This window comes from Pseudomonas sp. RHF3.3-3 (assembly GCF_048069595.1).
GTDB classification, from domain to species: Bacteria; Pseudomonadota; Gammaproteobacteria; order Pseudomonadales; family Pseudomonadaceae; genus Aquipseudomonas; species Aquipseudomonas fuscovaginae_B.
Genome location: NZ_CP182250.1, coordinates 671,718 through 692,044 on the forward strand (window position 1 = coordinate 671,718; position 20,327 = coordinate 692,044).

General features: G+C 62.8%; 13 protein-coding genes. 12 read left to right on the forward strand and 1 reads right to left on the reverse strand.

Annotation, left to right across the window (positions count from 1 at the left end; all coding sequences use genetic code 11):
• Nucleotides 1-47: 47 nt before the first annotated feature.
• Complete coding sequence (locus ACMGT0_RS02995) at nucleotides 48-2,480, reverse strand: penicillin-binding protein 1A (protein WP_416773405.1); 2,433 nt, start codon at nucleotides 2,478-2,480, stop codon at nucleotides 48-50.
• Nucleotides 2,481-2,686: 206 nt separating this feature from the next.
• Here ACMGT0_RS02995 and ACMGT0_RS03000 point away from each other — a divergent pair, with 206 nt between their 5' ends.
• The 12 genes from ACMGT0_RS03000 (at nucleotide 2,687) to ACMGT0_RS03055 (ending at nucleotide 20,242) form a co-directional block, all read left to right on the forward strand.
• Nucleotides 2,687-3,751, forward strand: a complete 1,065-nt coding sequence (locus ACMGT0_RS03000; protein ID WP_054059111.1) for a pilus assembly protein PilM — start codon at nucleotides 2,687-2,689, stop codon at nucleotides 3,749-3,751.
• Nucleotides 3,751-4,317: a PilN domain-containing protein gene (locus ACMGT0_RS03005; protein ID WP_054059112.1), complete on the forward strand. Its 567-nt coding sequence runs from the start codon at nucleotides 3,751-3,753 to the stop codon at nucleotides 4,315-4,317. Before ACMGT0_RS03000 ends, ACMGT0_RS03005 begins: the two co-directional genes overlap by 1 nt.
• Nucleotides 4,314-4,937: a type 4a pilus biogenesis protein PilO gene (gene pilO / locus ACMGT0_RS03010; RefSeq protein WP_054059113.1), complete on the forward strand. Its 624-nt coding sequence runs from the start codon at nucleotides 4,314-4,316 to the stop codon at nucleotides 4,935-4,937. Before ACMGT0_RS03005 ends, pilO begins: the two co-directional genes overlap by 4 nt.
• The gene (gene pilP / locus ACMGT0_RS03015) at nucleotides 4,934-5,461 is read left to right on the forward strand and encodes a type 4a pilus biogenesis lipoprotein PilP (protein WP_054059114.1); all 528 of its coding nucleotides are present in this window, start codon (nucleotides 4,934-4,936) and stop codon (nucleotides 5,459-5,461) included. The genes pilO and pilP overlap by 4 nt, the downstream gene beginning before the upstream one ends.
• Before the next feature lie 11 nt (nucleotides 5,462-5,472).
• Nucleotides 5,473-7,548 (forward strand): type IV pilus secretin PilQ, encoded by a 2,076-nt coding sequence (gene pilQ / locus ACMGT0_RS03020; RefSeq protein WP_416771425.1) that lies wholly within the window; start codon nucleotides 5,473-5,475, stop codon nucleotides 7,546-7,548.
• A 4-nt stretch (nucleotides 7,549-7,552) separates the two neighbouring features.
• Complete coding sequence (gene aroK / locus ACMGT0_RS03025; protein ID WP_026145113.1) at nucleotides 7,553-8,071, forward strand: shikimate kinase AroK; 519 nt, start codon at nucleotides 7,553-7,555, stop codon at nucleotides 8,069-8,071.
• 149 nt (nucleotides 8,072-8,220) lie between these two features.
• Entirely contained in the window at nucleotides 8,221-9,321 is a 1,101-nt protein-coding gene (gene aroB, locus ACMGT0_RS03030) for a 3-dehydroquinate synthase (RefSeq protein ID WP_054061336.1), read from the forward strand.
• Nucleotides 9,322-9,331: 10 nt separating this feature from the next.
• Nucleotides 9,332-10,933, forward strand: coding sequence for an AAA family ATPase (locus tag ACMGT0_RS03035; protein ID WP_416771426.1), 1,602 nt, complete (start codon nucleotides 9,332-9,334; stop codon nucleotides 10,931-10,933).
• Nucleotides 10,934-11,281: 348 nt separating this feature from the next.
• The gene (gene gltB, locus ACMGT0_RS03040; protein ID WP_054059810.1) at nucleotides 11,282-15,730 is read left to right on the forward strand and encodes a glutamate synthase large subunit; all 4,449 of its coding nucleotides are present in this window, start codon (nucleotides 11,282-11,284) and stop codon (nucleotides 15,728-15,730) included.
• Between the two features lie 31 nt (nucleotides 15,731-15,761).
• The gene (locus ACMGT0_RS03045; RefSeq protein ID WP_054059809.1) at nucleotides 15,762-17,180 is read left to right on the forward strand and encodes an FAD-dependent oxidoreductase; all 1,419 of its coding nucleotides are present in this window, start codon (nucleotides 15,762-15,764) and stop codon (nucleotides 17,178-17,180) included.
• A 105-nt stretch (nucleotides 17,181-17,285) separates the two neighbouring features.
• Nucleotides 17,286-18,353, forward strand: a complete 1,068-nt coding sequence (gene hemE / locus ACMGT0_RS03050; RefSeq protein ID WP_054059808.1) for a uroporphyrinogen decarboxylase — start codon at nucleotides 17,286-17,288, stop codon at nucleotides 18,351-18,353.
• A 440-nt stretch (nucleotides 18,354-18,793) separates the two neighbouring features.
• On the forward strand, nucleotides 18,794-20,242 hold the full coding sequence (locus tag ACMGT0_RS03055; protein ID WP_054059807.1) for a lytic polysaccharide monooxygenase: 1,449 nt from the start codon (nucleotides 18,794-18,796) through the stop codon (nucleotides 20,240-20,242).
• The last annotated feature ends 85 nt before the right edge of the window (nucleotides 20,243-20,327 follow it).

Consider the following 20,327-nt stretch of genomic DNA (forward strand, 5'->3'; position numbering starts at 1 on the left):
AGGAGCCGGGCTTGCCCGCGAAGGCAGCGCCGCGGTTTTGTCCCAGATCAGAACAGGTCGATCGGTGCCGACTCGTCCGCCGGCAGCGGGCTGCCGGGGGCGCTGCCACCCGTGCCCAGCTCATTGACCGATGGCGGCGTGTCCTCGCTCTTGAACAGCTCGAAGTAGGCGTTCGGCGTGCCCGGTACCGCTGCACGGCCACTGACCGGGTCGACCCGCAGGCTGAGGATACCTTCCGGCTCGGCCTGGGTGTGTGGCGGCTTGTCCTTGAGCGCGGCACCCATGTAGTCCATCCAGATCGGCAGCGCCACCGTGCCGCCGAATTCGCGGCGGCCAAGGCTTTCCGGCTGGTCGAAGCCGGTCCAGACCGTGGTCACGTAGTCGGCGTTGTAGCCGCTGAACCAGGCATCCTTGGATTCGTTGGTGGTACCGGTCTTGCCCGCCAGGTCGCTGCGGCCCAGGGCCAGGGCGCGGCGGCCGGTGCCGAGCTTGATCACGTCCTCGAGCATGCTGTTGAGGATGTAGGTGGTGCGCCCGTCGACGATACGCTCGGCGACCGCCGGTGCCTGGGCGGCAGGCGCCGGTCCTTCGCTGGTGCCATTGATGGTGAAGGTCGAATGGCTCGGTGCGGCGATACCGCTGCTGGCCGCCATGCCGGTGGGTACGCTCGGCGGGTTGGCGACGAACAGGGTCTCGCCGTTGCGGCTTTCGATCTTGTCGATCAGGTATGGCGTGATCTTGTAGCCGCCGTTGGCAAAGGTGCTCCAGCCGGTGGCGATTTCCATCGGCGTCAGGGTCGCGGTACCCAGGGCCAGGGACAGGTTGCGCGGCAGGTCCTGCTTGTTGAAGCCGAACCGGGCGATGTAGTCGATGGTCTTGTCGACGCCCAGGCTCTGCAGCAGGCGGATCGAGACCAGGTTGCGCGACTTGTACAGCGCTTCGCGCAGGCGGATCGGGCCGAGGAAGGTGTTGGTGTCGTTCTTCGGCCGCCAGACCTTGTCCAGGTATTCGTCGACGAACACGATCGGCGCGTCGTTGACCAGGCTGGCCGGGGTGTAGCCGTTGTCCAGGGCTGCGCTGTAGATGAACGGCTTGAAGCTCGAACCCGGCTGGCGCTTGGCCTGCATGGCGCGGTTGTAGTTGCTCTGCTCGAAGGCGAAGCCGCCGACCAGGGCGCGAATGGCGCCGTTCTGCGGGTCGAGCGAGACCAGCGCGCTCTGTGCGGCCGGGATCTGGCTGAACTTGAGGCTGTTGTCGGCCTGGCGCTGCACGCGGATCAGGTCGCCGACCTGGGCGACGTCGGCAGGTTGTTTCGGTGCCGCGCCGATGCTGTTGGTGTTCAGGTAGGGGCGGGCCCACTTCATGGTGTCCCAGGCCACGCTCTCGATGCCGTTGCGGGTCAATACGTGCAGGGCGTTCTTGTCCACCTGGGTAACGATCGCCGGCTCAAGCCCGCTGATGGTGCGCTGCTTGCTCAGCTCGAGGTTCCAGGCCTCGCGGGTCTTGCCCGGCAGGCGCGACTCGGGGCCGCGGTAGCCGTGGCGCTGGTCGTAGGTGATCAGACCTTCCTGAACCGCATGGTTGGCCAGTTCCTGCAGGTTGCTCGGCACCGTGGTGGTGACGCGGAAACCTTCGGTGTAGGCGTCGCTGCCGTAGCGGCCGACCATTTCGGCGCGGGCCATCTCGGCGATGTACGGCGCGTTCACTTCCGGTGTCGGCACGTGGTAGCTGGCGTTCATCGGCTCGGCGAGAGCGGCCTGGTAGGCGGCCTCGTCGATCTTGCCCAGCTTGTACATGCGGCCGAGGATCCAGTCGCGGCGCTCCTTGGCCCGTACCGGGTTGGCCAGCGGGTTGAAGCGCGACGGTGCCTTGGGCAGGCCGGCGATCGTGGCCATCTGGGCCAGGCTGATGTCGCGGATCGACTTGCCGTAATAAACCTGCGATGCGGCTTCGATACCGTAGGCACGGTTACCGAGGTAGATCTTGTTCACGTACAGCTCGAGGATTTCGTCCTTGGTCAGTTGCCGCTCGATCTGCAGGGCCAGGAGAATTTCATTGGTCTTGCGCGAGAAGCTACGCTCACTGGACAGGAAGAAGTTCTTCGCCACCTGCATGGTGATGGTGCTGCCGCCGGACTGGATATGGCCGCTCTTGACCAGTTGGGTCGCGGCGCGCATCAGGCTGCTGGGGTCGACGCCATAGTGGTTGGCGAAGTTGTCGTCTTCGGCACTGAGCAGGGCGTTGATGAAGTTCGGGGGGATGTCGGCGAAGCGAATGGGAGAGCGACGCATTTCGCCAAATTCGGCTATCAGCTTGCCATCACTGGTGTAGACCCGCAGTGGAATCTGCAACTGGATGCTTCGCAGGGCCTCCACGGACGGCAGGCCCGGACTAAGATAGAGAAACGCGCCGCTCAGGACGAGCAGCAGCCCGCAGAATATGGCGACGAAAGACCACCCGAAAAACTTCAGCAGACGAATCAAGGCTTGTGGATTTCCAGATAAAAGAATGAGTTGGGCGTCAGGCTAGATTCACGGCAAGCGCTGGTTCGACGACTCGGAGAAAAGCGTGGGGCATTATAAGCATTTTTGGCCTTGAGCGTCATTTGCGCTTATGTCAAGACTGCTATTAAATGCCCTTCATCATAAAGGGTCCGTAAGTCGCGGATAGTAATAGGGAATCGGTAGTGCTTGGACTCTTCGGCAAAAAAGCGCATTCGCTCCTGGGCATAGACATCAGTTCCACCTCGGTCAAGCTCCTCGAATTGAGCCGCTCGGGCAATCGATATCGGGTCGAGTCCTATGCCGTGGAACCGCTGCCGCCCAATGCCGTGGTCGAGAAGAACATTGCCGAACTCGAAGGCGTCGGCCAGGCCCTGACGCGAGTGCTGCTCAAGGCCCGGACCAGTGCACGCGAAGCCGCGGTGGCGGTGGCCGGTTCCGCGGTCATCACCAAGACCATCGAAATGGATGCCGGGCTCTCCGATGATGACATGGAGAGCCAGCTCAAGATCGAAGCCGACCAGTACATTCCCTATCCGCTGGAGGAAGTCGCCATCGACTTCGAGGTCCAGGGGTATTCGGCGCGCAACCCCGAGCGGGTCGAGGTGCTGTTGGCCGCCTGTCGGAAAGAAAATGTCGAGGTGCGCGAGGCGGCCCTCGGCCTGGCCGGGCTCGATGCCCGGGTGGTCGATGTCGAGGCTTATGCGCTGGAGCGCTCCTTTGGCCTGCTGGCGTCCCAGTTGGCCATCGACCACGACAAGCTGACGGTCGCGGTGGTCGATATCGGTGCGACCATGACCACCCTCAGCGTCCTGCATAACGGGCGGATCATCTATACCCGCGAGCAATTGTTCGGCGGACGCCAGCTTACCGAGGAAATCCAGCGGCGCTATGGCCTTTCCAACGAGGAGGCGGGGCTGGCGAAGAAGCAGGGCGGCCTGCCCGACGATTATGTCGTCGAGGTCCTGCAGCCGTTCAAGGATGCCCTGGTCCAGCAGGTGTCGCGCTCCCTGCAGTTCTTCTTCGCCTCGGGCCAGTACAACGATGTCGACTACATCCTGCTGGCCGGCGGCACCGCCTCCATTGCCGGGCTCGATCACCTGATCCAGCAGCGGCTGGGCACGCCGACCATGGTCGCCAACCCTTTCGCCGACATGGCGTTGAGCAGCAAGGTCAATGCCGGGGCGCTGGCCAGCGATGCGCCAGCCCTGATGATCGCCTGTGGCCTGGCGTTGAGGAGTTTTGACTGATGGCGCGGATCAACCTTCTGCCCTGGCGTGAACAACTGCGTGAAGAGCGACGCAAACGCTTCCTGACGGCCCTGGTCGGAGTGCTGGTGATTTCGGTCGGTATCGTCCTGATCGCCGACCAGTACATCAGCCATTCCATCGATCACCAGGTTGCACGCAATGCCTATGTGAGCAAGGAAATCGCCCAGCTCGACTCGCGGATCAAGCAGATCAGCGACTTGAAAGCCCGTCGCCAGCAGTTGATCGAACGCATGAAGATCATCCAGGACCTGCAGGGCAACCGCTCGATCAGCGGGCGGATCTTCGATCAACTGACGCGGACTCTGCCCGATGGCGTGTATTTCACGGACGTGAAAATGACCGGTAAAACCATCGCGATCACCGGTGCGGCGGAGTCCAACAACCGTGTCTCGGACCTGATGCGCAATCTCGATGCCTCCGACTGGCTCGAGGCCCCCAGCCTGACCGAGGTCAAGGCGACCACCAGTGGCACGGTGGATCAGGCCAACGTCTTCCAGTTGAGCGTGCGCCAGACCCAGCCTCCGGTTTCGGGGGCAGCCAAATGAATATTTCCGAACGGCTGGAGAGCCTGCGCAAGATCGACATCGCCGATCTCGACATGCAGAACATCGGCTCCTGGCCGGCTGCGGTCAAGGTGTTCTGTGGGGTGATTGTCGCGGTGTTGGTGCTGGCGTTGGGCTACGTGGTTTATATCCAGGACCTGACCGGGCAACTGGACCAGCAGCGGGCCAGCGAGGTCACTCTCAAGGAGCAGTTCGCGACCAAGGCGCACCTGGCGGCGAACCTCGAGGCCTATACCCAGCAGATGCTCGACATGGAGGCCTCCTTCGGCGCACTGCTCAAGCAACTGCCCAGCGACACCGAAGTGCCGGGGCTGCTGGAAGACATCACGCGTACCGGGCTCGGCAGCGGACTGGAGTTCGAGGAGATCAAGCTGTTGCCGGAAGTGGCGCAGCAGTTCTATATCGAGCTGCCGATCCAGATCACCGTCACCGGCGCCTATCACGACCTGGCCACCTTCGTCAGCGGCGTGGCCAGCCTGCCGCGCATCGTCACCCTGCATGACTTCGAGATCAGGCCGGTGACCGAGGGCAACGGCAACAAGCTGCGCATGAACATTCTCGCCAAGACCTATCGCTACAACGACAAGGGGCTGCAGAAATGATCGGCTTGCGCGGGTTGTGCGTGGGGTTGCTGACCCTGTTGCTGGCCGGTTGTGGCGGTGGCAATGACTTCAGCGACCTGGATGCCTACATGCGCGAGGTGCGCGCGCGGCCGGCCGGCAACATCGAGCCGACGCCCAAGTTCCAGTCCTACGAAACGTTCACCTACAGCGCGGCGTCGCTGCGCAGTCCGTTCCAGCCGCCGGTCAAGATCGACCTGGTGAATCGCCAGAAGGGCTCGCGCGAGGTCAAGCCGGATCCGAACCGGACCAAACAATTCCTCGAAGGCTTCAACATCGAGCAGTTCGAGATGGTGGGCACCCTTTCCAACGCCAGCGGTACCTACGCCCTGTTGCGCGGGGCCGGTGGTGTTCATCGATTGAAGGTGGGCGATTACCTGGGACGCAACGAGGGCCGTATCGTGGCCATCACCGATTCCCAGGTCGAAGTGATCGAGATCGTTCCGGACGGCGAAGGCGGCTGGCTGGAACGACCTCGCACCATCCCCTTGAAAGAGCACTCATAGTGGAACTCGATATGAACAGGATCCTTTGCGCCCTCGGCCTTTCGCTATGGATGGCGCTGGTGTCGCCGATGGTGTTCGCTGCCAATCTCAAGACCCTCGACGTGGCGGCGCTGCCTGGGGATCGGGTCGAGATCAAGCTGGCCTTCGACAGCGCTCCCCCGGCTCCGCACGGCTATACCACCGAGCAGCCGGCGCGGATTGCCCTGGACCTGACCGGGGTGGCCAGCCAGCTGACCGCCCGGACTCGCGACCTGGGCGTGGGCAACGCGCGCAGCGTGACCGTGGTCGAGGCCAAGGATCGCACCCGGCTGATCATCAACCTGACCAAACTGGCGCCCTACAGCACCCGGATCGATGGCAACAACCTGTTCGTGGTGGTCGGCCAGGGCGCGGCGCCCGCGGTTGCCAGTCCGGCGGCCGGCAGCCGGCCGGTGGCTGCCGCCGCGCAACCGGCGCGGCTGGCGCCCAAGGCCTATGCGCCGGTGGGCAAGGCCATTCGCAGCGTCGACTTCCAGCGTGGCGAGCAGGGCGAAGGCAATGTGGTCATCGAGCTTTCCGATCCTTCCATCAGCCCGGATATCCAGGAAAAGGGCGGCAAGATCAGCGTGGACTTCCCGCGCACCCAATTGCCGGAGTCCCTGCGCGTGCGCCTGGACGTGAAGGACTTCGCCACGCCGGTGCAGTACGTCAATGCCACGGCTGGCGCCGACCGCGCGAGCATTTCCATCGAGCCGGGCGGTGCCTTCGATTATTCGACCTACCAGACCGACAACAAGCTGACCATCAGTGTCCGTCCGCTGACCGTCGATGACATTCAGCGACGCAACGCCGAGCGCTTTGTCTACAGCGGCGAAAAGCTTTCGCTGAACTTCCAGGACATCGACGTCCGTTCGGTGCTGCAACTGATCGCCGACTTCACCAACCTGAACCTGGTGGCCAGCGACACGGTGCAGGGCGGGATCACCCTGCGCCTGCAGAACGTGCCGTGGGACCAGGCGCTGGACCTGGTGCTCAAGACCAAGGGCCTGGACAAGCGCAAGATCGGCAACGTACTGCTGGTGGCGCCGGCGGACGAGATCGCCGCGCGTGAGCGCCAGGAACTCGAGTCGCAGAAGCAGATCGCCGAACTGGCGCCGCTGCGCCGCGAGCTGCTGCAGGTCAACTATGCCAAGGCCGCGGATATCGCCAAGCTGTTCCAGTCGGTGACCAGCGCCGAGAGCAAGGGCGACGAGCGTGGCTCGATCACCGTGGACGAGCGTACCAATAACATCATTGCCTACCAGACCCAGGAGCGCCTCGACGAATTGCGGCGGATCGTTGCGCAGTTGGACATCCCGGTGCGCCAGGTGATGATCGAGGCGCGTATCGTCGAAGCCAACGTCGGCTACGACAAGCAACTGGGTGCTCGCTGGGGCGGCAGCATTTCCGGTGGCAACTGGAAGACCAATGGCGGTTCGCCGACCCTGAGCCGGCTGACCGGCCAGAGCGCCAGCACGCCGTTCGTCGACCTGGGAGCGACTTCGGCGACCTCCGGTATCGGTATCGGCTTCGTCACCGACAACACCATTCTCGACCTGGAACTGAGCGCGATGGAGAAGACCGGCAACGGTGAGGTCGTGTCGCAGCCCAAGGTGGTCACGTCCGACAAGGAAACCGCGAAGATCCTCAAGGGCACGGAAATCCCGTACCAGGAATCGAGTTCCAGCGGTGCCACCTCGGTGTCCTTCAAGGAGGCGTCGCTGTCGCTGGAGGTCACGCCGCAGATCACTCCGGACAACCGGATCATCATGGAAGTGAAGGTCACCAAGGATGAGCCGGACTACCAGAACGTGCTCAACAACGTACCGCCGATCAAGAAGAACGAAGTCAACGCCAAGGTGCTGGTCAACGACGGTGAGACCGTGGTGATCGGCGGCGTATTCTCCAATACTCAGAGCAAAACCGAAGAGAAGGTGCCATTTCTGGGCGATGTGCCGTATGTTGGGCGCCTTTTCCGTCGGGACATCGTCTCGGAAGCAAAATCCGAGCTGCTGGTATTCCTGACTCCGCGTATCATGAATAACCAGGCGATTGCTGTGAGTCGTTGATTCTGTGCGAAATTTGATTCTTGTTGGGCCTATGGGTGCTGGAAAGAGCACCATAGGTCGTTTGCTGGCCAAAGAGTTGCGTCTGCCGTTCAAGGATTCCGACAAGGAAATTGAATTGCGCACCGGCGCGAATATTCCGTGGATCTTCGACAAGGAAGGCGAGCCAGGCTTCCGTGATCGCGAGCAGGCCATGATCGCCGAGTTGTGTGCCAGCGATGGCGTGGTGCTGGCGACGGGCGGTGGCGCGGTGATGCGCGATGAAAACCGCCAGGCACTGCATGCCGGCGGCCGGGTGGTCTACCTGCATGCCTCGGTGGAGCAGCAGGTCGGGCGTACCGCCCGCGACCGCAACCGGCCGCTGCTGCGTACCGCCGACCCGGCGAAGACCCTGCGCGACCTGCTGGCGATCCGTGACCCGCTGTATCGGGAAATCGCCGATCTGGTGGTGGAAACCGATGAGCGGCCACCACGCATGGTCGTACTGGACATCCTGGAGCGCTTGCAGCAGCTACCTCCCCGTTAAAGCAGGCGAGGAAATGCGCTATTCTCGACGCCCGCCATGCCCGCCCGCGGTCATGGCTCAAGGCCATCGGGCCGCGCCGGAAACGGACGCCGCCAACAATCGTTAATCCTGGGACTGGACGCCCGCGTCCATCTTCACTGTGGGGACACATGCAGACACTTAAGGTCGATCTTGGCGAGCGTAGCTACCCGATTCATATTGGCGAGGGGTTGCTGGACCAGCCCGAGCTACTGACGCCGTACATTGCCGGTCGGCAAGTCGCAATCGTCTCCAACGAAACCGTCGCGCCGCTCTATCTCGAGCGCCTGACTCGCAGCCTGGCGGCCTATTCGGTGATCTCGGTGGTGCTGCCCGACGGCGAAGCCTTCAAGAACTGGGAAACCCTGCAACTGATCTTCGACGGCCTGCTGAAAGCCCGTCACGATCGCCGCACCACCCTCATCGCCCTGGGTGGCGGGGTAATCGGTGACATGGCCGGTTTCGCCGCGGCCTGTTATCAGCGCGGGGTGGACTTTATCCAGGTTCCGACTACCTTGTTGTCGCAGGTCGATTCGTCGGTGGGCGGCAAGACCGGTATCAACCATCCGCTGGGCAAGAACATGGTGGGTGCGTTCTATCAGCCGAATGCGGTGCTGATCGATACCGCGAGCCTCAGGACGTTGCCGGCCCGGGAACTGTCGGCGGGCCTGGCGGAGGTCATCAAGTACGGGCTCATCTGCGACGAGCCATTCCTGACCTGGCTGGAGGAGCATGTCGATGCCCTGCGTAGCCTGGACCAGGCGGCCCTGACCGTGGCCATCGAGCGTTCCTGCGCGGCCAAGGCGGCCGTGGTCGGTGCCGATGAGCGCGAGTCCGGCGTGCGTGCCACGCTCAACCTCGGGCACACCTTTGGCCATGCCATCGAAACCCACATGGGCTATGGCGTCTGGCTGCACGGTGAAGCGGTGGCGGCGGGCACGGTCATGGCGCTGGAAATGTCGGCGCGCCTGGGCTGGATCACCGAGGCCGAGCGCGATCGCGGTATTCGCCTGTTCCAGCGCGCAGGCTTGCCGGTCATTCCCCCGGAGGAAATGACCGAAGCCGATTTTCTCGAACACATGGCAGTTGACAAGAAAGTGATCGACGGTCGCATGCGCCTGGTGCTGTTGCGCCGCATGGGCGAAGCCGTAGTGACCGACGATTATCCGAAAGAGGTTCTACAGGCCACGCTGGGGGCGGACTACCGCGCCTTGGCTCAGCTTAAAGGTTGATTAGATTCCGATGACTAGTTTGCATGCCGACGAGGCTTTCCTCGGCCATTATCAGTTGAGTCACGATCCTTTCGCTCCACGGGTGCCTGGCTTCAAGTTTTTCCCGGCCCAGCGCAAGCCGGTGCTGGGGCAGTTGCATCACCTGGCGCGCTACAGCCAGTTGCTGCTGGTGGTGACCGGCCCGCTGGGCAGCGGCAAGACCCTGCTGCGCCAGGCGCTGGTGGCCAGCACCAACAAGCAGTCGGTGCAGAGCGTGGTGGTTTCCGCCCGTGGCGCCGGCGATGCGGCCGGTGTGCTGTACCAGATCGCCCAGGCCCTGAACGTGGCCGAAGCCGACGTATCCTCGATCCTGGCGCAGGTGGTGCAGCTGGCGCTCACCGGCCAGGAGGTCTATCTGCTGGTCGATGATGCCGAGCAACTGGACGATTCGGCGATCGAGGCGTTGCTGGCCCTGGCCGCTGGTGCTCCGGAAGGCCGGCCACATGTCTTCCTGTTTGGCGAGTCGTCGCTGATTGCCGCCCTGGAGCCGCACAGTGCGCAGGAAGAGCGTTTTCATGTGATCGAGCTGCAACCCTACACGGAAGAGGAAACGCGCGAATACCTGGCCCAGCGCCTGGAAGGTGCGGGACAGGGGATAGAACTTTTTTCCGCTGAGCAGATCACTGAGATTCACGAAAGCGCCGAAGGCTGGCCTGGCAACATCAACCAGGTGGCCCGCGACGCAATGATCGAAGCCATGATTGCCAGCCGCTCCGCGGTCAAGCGACCAAGTATGGGGTTCAAGATGTCAAAGAAATACGTGTTGGCGTTGTCCGGCGTGGTGGTGGTCGCGATCGCTGCGGCCTGGATGAGTTCTGGTCGCAGCAAGGCGCCGGTAACCGCCGGCGCGCCGAGCGAGCAGGCCCAGCTGCCGTTGGGACAGGCGCCGAAGCCGGGCAGTGGTCCGTCGGTCGAATTCGCCGGCAATTCGCAACCGATGCCGCTGCCGTTGGTCGGCCAGTCGCAGCCGGTGATGCGCGGCCCGTTGGCCGAAGCGGCCGGTGGCATGCCGGAAGGCGACGACGGCGGTGCTCCGGCGGTGGAGGGTGGCGTAGCGCAGCCTCCAACGGTGACCACGACCGCGCCACCGCTGGGCGTGCCGGCAGGTCCTGCGCCGACCCCGGCTCGTCCGACGCCGGCGCCCACCCAGGTGGCCACGGCCAAGCCGGCCGCTCCAGCCGCCAAGCCTGCGCAGACGCCCGTACCGGTACCGGCCGCCAAGCCGGTGGCCAAGGCCGAGAAACCGGTCGAGAAGCCCGTTGCGGCAGCGGCCAAGCCGGCTGCCGGCAGTAGCTGGTATGCAGGCCAGGCTCCGGGCCACTACGTGGTGCAGATCCTGGGCACCAGCTCCGAAGCCACTGCCCAGAACTTCATCAAGGAGCAGGGCGGCGAGTACCGTTATTTCAAGAAAGTGCTCAACGGCAAGCCGCTTTATGTGATCACCTATGGTAGCTTCGCCAGCCGCGATGCAGCGGTAAGCGCTATCAAGGCCTTGCCAGCGAAGGTTCAGGCTGGTAAACCTTGGCCTCGCACTGTCGCCAGCGTCCAACAGGACCTCGCCACAACTCGCTGATGATTCGGCGGCCTTACCCAGGTCGCCTTTCCAGCACCTCAAAATTTCCACCTCGGCGCGCAGCCCGCAAAGCTGCGTGCCTTGTGGTGTCTGCGTCACGGTAGATTTGAGTCGTAGCGGTCAAAATTCAAAAAATCTTTGACTAGCACGAAAGATCGTTTTAAACCTTTCATAAATGCGACACGAATTTTCGACATTTCGTCGCTAAATTTGTGGGCGTCTGTGTCGGTGTGTACAATGACCTCCCTTTTGCCCCTACAAAGTCGGCGTACGTTCGGCGTGGATGGTAAGCGGTTGAATTGAAAAGAAATTTGCCTCGTTGAGAGGCAGCCTGGTGAGAAAGTGTCTATGAAAGCAGGTCTGTACCAACCAGATGAATTCAAGGATAACTGCGGTTTCGGCCTGATTGCCCACATGCAAGGCGAACCCAGTCATCACCTGTTGCAGACGGCCATCGAGGCCCTGACCTGCATGACCCACCGTGGTGGGATCAACGCCGATGGCAAGACCGGTGACGGTTGCGGCCTTCTGATCCAGAAGCCCGACCAGTTCCTGCGTGCTGTCGCAAAATCGCAATTCGGTAGCGATCTGCCCAAGCAATATGCGGTGGGCATGGTGTTCTTCAACCAGGACCCGGTCAAAGCCGAAGCCGCGCGTGAAAACATGAATCGCGAAATCCTCGCGGCCGGCCTGCAACTGGTGGGCTGGCGCAAGGTGCCGATCGATACCAGCGTCCTCGGCCGCCTGGCCCTGGAGCGCCTGCCGCAGATCGAGCAGGTATTCATCGGCGGTGAAGGCCTGAGCGACCAGGCGTTCGCCATCAAGCTGTTCAGCGCCCGTCGTCGTTCGTCGGTGGCCAACGCCGCCGATACCGATCACTACATCTGCAGCTTTTCCCACAAGACCATCATCTACAAGGGCCTGATGATGCCGGCGGATCTCGCCGCCTTCTATCCGGACCTCGGCGACCCGACGCTCAAGACCGCCATCTGCGTGTTCCACCAGCGTTTCTCGACCAACACCCTGCCGAAATGGCCGCTGGCGCAACCGTTCCGCTTCCTGGCGCACAACGGCGAGATCAACACCATCACCGGCAACCGCAACTGGGCCCTGGCCCGTCGCACCAAGTTCGCCAACGACCTGATCCCCGATCTCGACGAGTTGGGCCCGCTGGTCAACCGTGTCGGTTCCGACTCTTCGAGCATGGACAACATGCTGGAGCTGATGGTGACCGGCGGTATCGACCTGTTCCGCGGCGTGCGCATGCTGATTCCGCCAGCGTGGCAGAACGTCGAGACCATGGACGCCGACCTGCGCGCGTTCTACGAATTCAACTCCATGCACATGGAGCCCTGGGACGGCCCGGCGGGCGTCGTGATGACCGAAGGTCGCCACGCGGTCTGCCTGCTCGACCGCAACGGCCTGCGCCCGGCGCGCTGGGTCACCACCAAGAACGGCTACATCACCCTGGCGTCGGAAATCGGCGTGTGGAACTACCAGCCGGAAGACGTCATCGCCAAGGGCCGCGTCGGCCCGGGGCAGATCTTTGCCGTGGATACCGAGACCGGGCAGATCCTCGACACCGATTCGATCGACAACCGCCTGAAGTCGCGCCATCCGTACAAGCAATGGCTGCGCAAGCACGCCCTGCGGATCCAGGCGACCATGGAAGACAACGACCATGGTTCGGCGTTCTACAACGTCGAGCAGCTCAAGCAGTACATGAAGATGTACCAGGTCACCTTCGAGGAGCGTGACCAGGTGCTGCGCCCGTTGGGCGAGCAGGGCTACGAAGCGGTCGGCTCGATGGGCGACGACACGCCGATGGCCGTGCTGTCCCAGCGTGTGCGCACGCCGTACGATTACTTCCGCCAGCAGTTCGCCCAGGTGACCAACCCGCCGATCGACCCGCTGCGCGAAGCGATCGTCATGTCGCTGGAGATCTGCCTCGGTGCCGAGCGCAACATCTTCGAAGAGTCGCCGGAACACGCCTCGCGGGTGATCCTCAGCTCGCCGGTGATTTCGCCGGCCAAGTGGCGCTCGCTGATGAACCTGGAACGTCCGGGCTTCGAGCGCCAGATCATCGACCTGAACTACGAGGAGAGCGTCGGCCTGGAAGCGGCCGTGCGCAACATCGCCGACCAGGCCGAGGAAGCCGTGCGTGCCGGGCGTACCCAGATCGTCCTCAGCGACCGTCATATCGCCCCGGGCAAGCTGCCGGTGCACGCGTCCCTGGCCACCGGTGCGGTGCACCATCGCCTGACCGAGAAGGGCCTGCGCTGCGACAGCAACATCCTGGTCGAAACCGCGACCGCCCGTGACCCGCATCACTTCGCGGTGCTGATCGGTTTCGGTGCCTCGGCGGTCTATCCGTTCCTGGCCTACGAAGTGCTGGGTGACCTGATCCGCACCGGCGAAGTGCTGGGCGATCTCTACGAAGTCTTCAAGAACTATCGCAAGGGCATCACCAAGGGCCTGCTCAAGATCCTCTCGAAGATGGGCATTTCGACCATCGCCTCGTACCGTGGCGCGCAGTTGTTCGAAGCCATCGGCCTGTCCGAGGAAGTGGTCAACCTGAGCTTCCGTGGCGTGCCGAGCCGGATCAAGGGCGCCCGTTTCGTCGACCTCGAAGCCGAGCAGAAGCTGCTGGCCGCCGAAGCCTGGAGCGCACGCAAGCCGATCCAGCAGGGCGGCCTGCTGAAGTTCGTCTACGGCGGCGAATACCACGCCTACAACCCGGATGTGGTCAATACCCTGCAGGCTGCCGTGCAGCAGGGCGACTACGCCAAGTTCAAGGAATACACCGCGCTGGTGGACAACCGTCCGGTGTCGATGATCCGCGACCTGCTCAAGGTCAGGACCCTCGACCAGCCGCTGAGCCTCGACGAGGTCGAGCCGCTGGAGGCGATCCTCAAGCGCTTCGACTCGGCGGGTATCTCCCTCGGTGCCCTGTCGCCGGAGGCCCACGAGGCCCTGGCCGAGGCGATGAACCGCCTCGGCGCACGCTCCAACTCGGGTGAGGGCGGCGAAGATCCATCGCGCTACGGCACCATCAAGAGCTCGAAGATCAAGCAGGTGGCGACCGGCCGTTTCGGCGTGACCCCGGAATACCTGGTCAACGCCGAAGTGCTGCAGATCAAGGTGGCCCAGGGCGCCAAGCCCGGTGAGGGCGGCCAACTGCCTGGCGGCAAGGTCAACGGCCTGATCGCCAAGCTGCGTTATGCGGTACCGGGCGTGACCCTGATCTCGCCTCCGCCGCACCATGACATCTACTCGATCGAAGACCTGTCGCAGCTGATTTTCGACCTCAAGCAGGTCAACCCGCAGGCGCTGGTCTCGGTGAAACTGGTGGCGGAAGCCGGCGTCGGCACCATCGCCGCCGGTGTGGCGAAGGCCTATGCCGACCTGATCACCATCTCCGGCTATGACGGCGGTACCGGTGCTTCGCCACTGACCTCGATCAAGTATGCGGGCGCACCATGGGAACTCGGCCTGGCCGAAACCCACCAGACCCTGCGCGGCAACGACCTGCGCGGCAAGGTCCGGGTGCAGACCGACGGCGGCCTGAAAACCGGCCTCGACGTGATCAAGGCGGCCATCCTCGGCGCCGAGAGCTTCGGCTTCGGCACCGCGCCGATGATCGCCCTGGGTTGCAAGTATCTGCGTATCTGCCACCTGAACAACTGCGCCACTGGCGTGGCGACCCAGAACGACAAGCTGCGCAAGGACCACTACATCGGTACCGTCGACATGGTGGTGAATTTCTTCACCTACGTCGCCGAGGAGACCCGTGAGTGGCTGGCGAAGTTGGGCGTGCGCAGCCTCGAGGAACTGATCGGGCGTACCGACCTGCTGGACGTCATCGAAGGCCAGACCGCCAAGCAGCACCACCTGGACCTGACCCCGCTGCTGGGCAGCGATCATGTGCCGGCGGACAAGCCGCAGTTCTGCCAGGTCGACCGCAACCCGCCATTCGACCAGGGCCTGCTGGCCGAGAAGATGGTGGAAATGGCCCGGCCTGCGATCAACGACCTGAGCGGTGCCGAGTTCGACCTGGACATCTGCAACTGCGACCGTTCCATCGGTGCGCGGATCTCCGGCGAAATCGCCCGGGTCCACGGCAACCAGGGCATGGCCAAGGCGCCGATCACCTTCCGCTTCAAGGGCACGGCCGGGCAGAGCTTCGGCGTGTGGAACGCCGGTGGCCTGAACCTGTACCTCGAAGGCGACGCCAACGACTACGTTGGCAAGGGCATGACCGGCGGCAAGCTGGTGATCGTGCCGCCCAAGGGCAGCGCCTATCGCACCCAGGACAGTGCCATCGTTGGCAACACCTGCCTGTACGGCGCCACGGGCGGCAAGCTGTTCGCCGCCGGCACCGCGGGCGAGCGTTTCGCCGTGCGTAACTCCGGTGCCCACGCCGTGGTGGAAGGCACTGGCGACCACTGCTGCGAATACATGACCGGCGGTTTCGTCTGTGTACTGGGCAAGACCGGCTACAACTTCGGTTCGGGCATGACCGGCGGTTTCGCCTACGTGCTGGACCAGGACAATACCTTCGTCGACAAGGTGAACCACGAGCTGGTGGAAATCCAGCGGATCAGCGGTGAAGCGATGGAAGCCTATCGCAGCCACCTGCAGAACGTGCTGGACGAGTACGTCGAGGAGACCGACAGCGAATGGGGTCGTAACCTCGCCGAGAACCTGGATGACTACCTGCGGCGCTTCTGGCTGGTCAAGCCGAAGGCAGCCAGCCTGAAGTCGCTGTTGTCCAGCACCCGTGCCAACCCGCAGTGATGCGCCTGAAGAGTTTGATGAGGTTTTTGTAATGGCTGAACGTCTGAGTAACGACTTCCAGTTCATCGATGTCGGGCGCAAGGATCCGAAGAAGAAACTGTTGCGTCAACGCAAGAAAGAGTTCGTGGAAATCTACGAGCCCTTCAAACCCCAGCAGTCGGCCGACCAGGCCCACCGCTGCCTGGGTTGCGGCAACCCGTACTGCGAATGGAAATGCCCGGTCCACAACTTCATCCCCAACTGGCTGAAGCTGGTGGCCGAAGGCAATATCCTGGCCGCGGCCGAGTTGTCCCACCAGACCAACACCCTGCCGGAAGTCTGCGGCCGGGTCTGCCCGCAGGATCGCCTGTGCGAGGGGGCCTGCACCCTCAACGACGGTTTCGGCGCGGTGACCATCGGTTCGGTGGAGAAGTACATCACCGATACCGCCTTCGCCATGGGCTGGCGTCCGGACATGTCCAAGGTCAAGCCGACCGGCAAGCGCGTCGCGATCATCGGTGCGGGCCCGGCGGGCCTGGGCTGCGCCGACGTGCTGGTGCGCGGCGGGGTGACCCCGGTGGTGTTCGACAAGAACCCGGAAATCGGTGGTCTGCTGACCTTCGGCATTCCCGAGTTCAAGCTGGAAAAGACCGTGCTGAGCAATCGTCGCGAAGTCTTCACCGGCATGGGCATCGAGTTCCGTCTCAACACCGAGGTGGGCAAGGACGTGACCATGGAGCAACTGCTCGCCGAGTACGATGCGGTCTTCATGGGCATGGGCACCTACACCTACATGAAGGGCGGCTTTGCCGGCGAGGACCTGCCAGGCGTGCATGACGCCCTGGACTTCCTGATCGCCAACGTCAACCGCAACCTGGGCTTCGAAAAGTCGCCGGAAGACTTCGTCGACATGAAGGGCAAGAAGGTCGTGGTACTCGGTGGTGGCGACACCGCGATGGACTGCAACCGCACCTCGATCCGCCAGGGCGCCAAGGCCGTGACTTGTGCCTACCGGCGTGACGAGGCGAACATGCCCGGCTCGCGCAAGGAGGTGAAGAACGCCAAGGAAGAAGGCGTGAAGTTCCTCTACAACCGCCAGCCGATCGCGATCGTCGGTGAAGACAAGGTCGAAGGTGTGAAGGTGGTCGAGACCCGTCTCGGCGAGCCGGATGCCCGTGGCCGTCGCAGCCCCGAGCCGATTCCGGGCTCCGAAGAGATCATTCCGGCCGACGCCGTGGTCATCGCCTTCGGTTTCCGTCCGAGCCCGGCACCCTGGTTCGAGCAGTTCGGTATCCAGACCGACAGCCAGGGCCGTGTGGTCGCTCCGGAAAAGGGCCAGTTCAAGCACCAGACCAGCAACCCGAAGATCTTCGCCGGTGGCGACATGGTGCGGGGTTCCGACCTGGTGGTAACGGCAATTTTCGAAGGCCGCAACGCCGCCGAGGGTATCCTCGACTACCTCGGTCTCTGATCCACACCGCGACAAATTGACCCGATAGACAAAAGGCACGGCTCTCGCCGTGCCTTTTGCGTTGAGCTCTGAGAAAATGCCCGCACTTTTTCTCCGGATGCCGACATGACTGCCCTGAAGAACGACCGTTTCCTGCGTGCCCTGCTCAAGCAACCCGTTGACGTCACTCCCGTATGGATGATGCGTCAGGCCGGTCGCTACCTGCCGGAATACCGCGCCAGTCGCGCCAAGGCCGGCGATTTCATGAGCTTGTGCATGAACCCGTCGTTCGCCTGCGAAGTCACCCTGCAGCCCCTGGACCGCTACCCGGGCCTGGATGCCGCGATCCTGTTTTCCGATATCCTGACCATCCCCGATGCCATGGGCCAGGGCCTGTATTTCGAAACCGGCGAGGGGCCGCGCTTCAGAAAGGTCATCGACAACCTGGCCGACATCGAGGCGCTGCCGATCCCCGATCCGCAGAAGGACCTGGGCTACGTCATGGACGCGGTGAGCACCATCCGCCGTGAACTCGACGGCCGGGTACCACTGATCGGCTTCTCGGGCAGCCCCTGGACCCTGGCGACCTACATGGTCGAAGGCGGTTCGTCGAAAGACTTCCGCAAGACCAAGGCCATGCTCTACGACAACCCGCAGGCCCTGCACCTGCTGCTGGACAAGCTGGCGCAGGCGGTCACTGCCTACCTCAACGGGCAGATCCTGGCCGGTGCCCAGGCGGTGCAGATCTTCGACACCTGGGGCGGCAGCCTGTCGGCGGCGGCCTACCAGGCGTTCTCCCTGGCCTACATGCGCAAGATCGTCAGCGGCCTGATCCGCGAGCACGAAGGGCGCAAGGTGCCGGTCATCCTGTTCACCAAGAACGGCGGCCTGTGGCTGGAAAGCATTGCCGAGGCCGGTGCCGACGCGCTGGGCCTGGACTGGACCTGCGACCTGGGCGACGCCCGGCGCCGGGTCGGTGGCAAGGTCGCCCTGCAGGGCAACATGGACCCGACCGTGCTGTACGCCAAGCCCGAAGCCATCCGTGCCGAAGTGGCGCGGATCCTCGCCAGCTACGGCGAGGGCTCAGGCCATGTCTTCAACCTGGGCCACGGCATCACCCCGGAAGTCGATCCGGAGCATGCCGGCGCTTTCATCAACGCCGTGCACGAGTTTTCCGCGCAGTATCACCGCTGAGTCTTCGGCGGCAGCCACGGCCCCTTTGACGGGGCCGTTGGTCTTTTTCTTTGTGTTCCGCTTTTTTCCCCTCGTAGTGTAAGAGTATTCCTGTTTTTACCGTCTATTCCGGTCGTTTTCTGAAAGTCATTTCGAAGGCTGTTGTGCTCTCTGTCCTTGAAAATGAGACTTCTCGGGAAAAATCAATATTGCTGATGATTCGCTCTTCTGGCTCGGAATTTTCTTACAGCTAAAAAAATCAATGTTCGTAAAATCCACATCCGAGTTCTTACTGCGGAAGTTATAGCGGTATGGAATTCGGAGTTTTCTATTGCTACTCAAATGACTATCGATTGATGGGGCTTTCCCAGGGATAGGTATGTCCGCATCAAGGGTATTTCTCTACTCGAATTACATGGATACGAATACTTCAGTAATTCATTCCGGGATTGGAAACTATGATGAGAAAACGTTCGGGTTCGGTCGCAGCAGGTATGTCCTCGCTGGCCATGCTCACGGCTCTGGTCGCTTCGCAACAGGCTGCGGCTCACGGTTATCTGAGCAACCCACCGTCGCGGGCCTATGCCTGCCAGCAGGGGTTGAACAAGGACTGCGGAAACGCGCAATACGAGCCGCAAAGTGTCGGTGAGACCTTCAAGGGGTTTCCGGCAGGTAGTGGTGGTGGCCCCTTGCAGGGGCCCATCGACGGCAAGATCGCCAGCGGCGGTTCGGCCAGTTTCTCCGCGCTGGATGCCCAGAGCGCGACGCGTTGGAGCCTGAGCGAAATCAAGGACCGCGATATCGAGTTCACCTGGGACTACACGGCGGCACACCCGGCGACCAAGCACGAGTACTTCATCACTCGGGCCGGCTGGAACCCGAACCAGCCGCTGACCCGCGCCTCGTTCGACAGCGCGCCGTTCTGCGAAGTGGACGGGCGCAACGAGCTGCCGGTTTCCGGTGCCAGGCATGCCTGTTCCATTCCGTCGGACAGGACCGGCCAACACGTGATCCTCGGCATCTGGACCGTGGGCGATACCGCAGCGGCGTTCTACAACGTGGCGGATGTGAACATCCTCCCCGAAGCGGTCACCCCGGATGGCTGGCATACGGTCGGCAACATCACGCCGACTGCCACGGCCCTGCTGGTGGGCGACAAGGTCAAGGCGCGTGGTTTCGGCAATGAGGGTGAAATCAACGAACGGCGCGTCGAGATCGCCATCGCCACGGCCGAAGAGGGGCGTCCGGAGAACTGGTCGTTCAAGCTGGCCGAGCAGATCAACCGGACCCAGGAGCTGGTGCGTGCCGGTGTGCGCGATGACGAGGGCAAGATCAATCCGATCAAGGGGGCGAACAAGATCTTTGCCAGGGCCGAGAGTGGCGTCAAGCGCTACGAATTGCAGATGGAGCTGCAGGAGGATGCTGCCGCCGAACTGCGTATCGCGACGCTGGGCAACGACCTGGTGCTGGACAAGGGGCGTCTCGCCTTGCCGGTACCGTTGCTCGGTAACCGCCTGATGAATGTCGAACTCACGGTGTTCAATGCCAACAACAAGGCTGTGGGCTCCATCACGCAACAGATCGAGGCCGGCTCTGTCAGCCTGAACGTGGATGTGCGCAGTGCCCCGGGCCCTCATCAGGTCAAGCTGGTGGGCGTGACGCCTGACGGCCGTACCACTCGCCAGGATCTGGTGGCCATCGAGCTGGGTGGCGAAGGTGTCGGCCAGGACTACGACTGGGTGTATCCGCAGGAAATTGCCAGCTATCGGCCGGGCACCACTGTACTGGTGGATGACACCGTCTACGAGTGCAAGCCGTTCCCGGATGGAGATTGGTGCAAGATCCCTAGCGAACATCACTACAAACCAGGTCACGGAACAAACTGGCAGGATGCCTGGATAGCCAAGTAACAGTCTCCGTCGGGACCTTGGGTAAAAAGTTGTCCAGGGTCCCGTCTGGGAGATGCTGGGTGTCAATGGATGAGCTGTTGTTGGG

Bases quoted from the DNA above. Each gene is read 5' to 3' on its own strand.
- pilQ (WP_416771425.1), top strand. From the start codon at position 5,473: ATGAACAGGATCCTTTGCGCCCTCGGCCTTTCGCTATGGATGGCGCTG.
- pilO (WP_054059113.1), top strand. From the start codon at position 4,314: ATGAATATTTCCGAACGGCTGGAGAGCCTGCGCAAGATCGACATCGCC.
- ACMGT0_RS03055 (WP_054059807.1), top strand. From the start codon at position 18,794: ATGAGAAAACGTTCGGGTTCGGTCGCAGCAGGTATGTCCTCGCTGGCC.
- ACMGT0_RS03035 (WP_416771426.1), top strand. From the start codon at position 9,332: ATGACTAGTTTGCATGCCGACGAGGCTTTCCTCGGCCATTATCAGTTG.
- ACMGT0_RS03005 (WP_054059112.1), top strand. From the start codon at position 3,751: ATGGCGCGGATCAACCTTCTGCCCTGGCGTGAACAACTGCGTGAAGAG.
- aroB (WP_054061336.1), top strand. From the start codon at position 8,221: ATGCAGACACTTAAGGTCGATCTTGGCGAGCGTAGCTACCCGATTCAT.
- gltB (WP_054059810.1), top strand. From the start codon at position 11,282: ATGAAAGCAGGTCTGTACCAACCAGATGAATTCAAGGATAACTGCGGT.
- hemE (WP_054059808.1), top strand. From the start codon at position 17,286: ATGACTGCCCTGAAGAACGACCGTTTCCTGCGTGCCCTGCTCAAGCAA.
- ACMGT0_RS03045 (WP_054059809.1), top strand. From the start codon at position 15,762: ATGGCTGAACGTCTGAGTAACGACTTCCAGTTCATCGATGTCGGGCGC.
- pilP (WP_054059114.1), top strand. From the start codon at position 4,934: ATGATCGGCTTGCGCGGGTTGTGCGTGGGGTTGCTGACCCTGTTGCTG.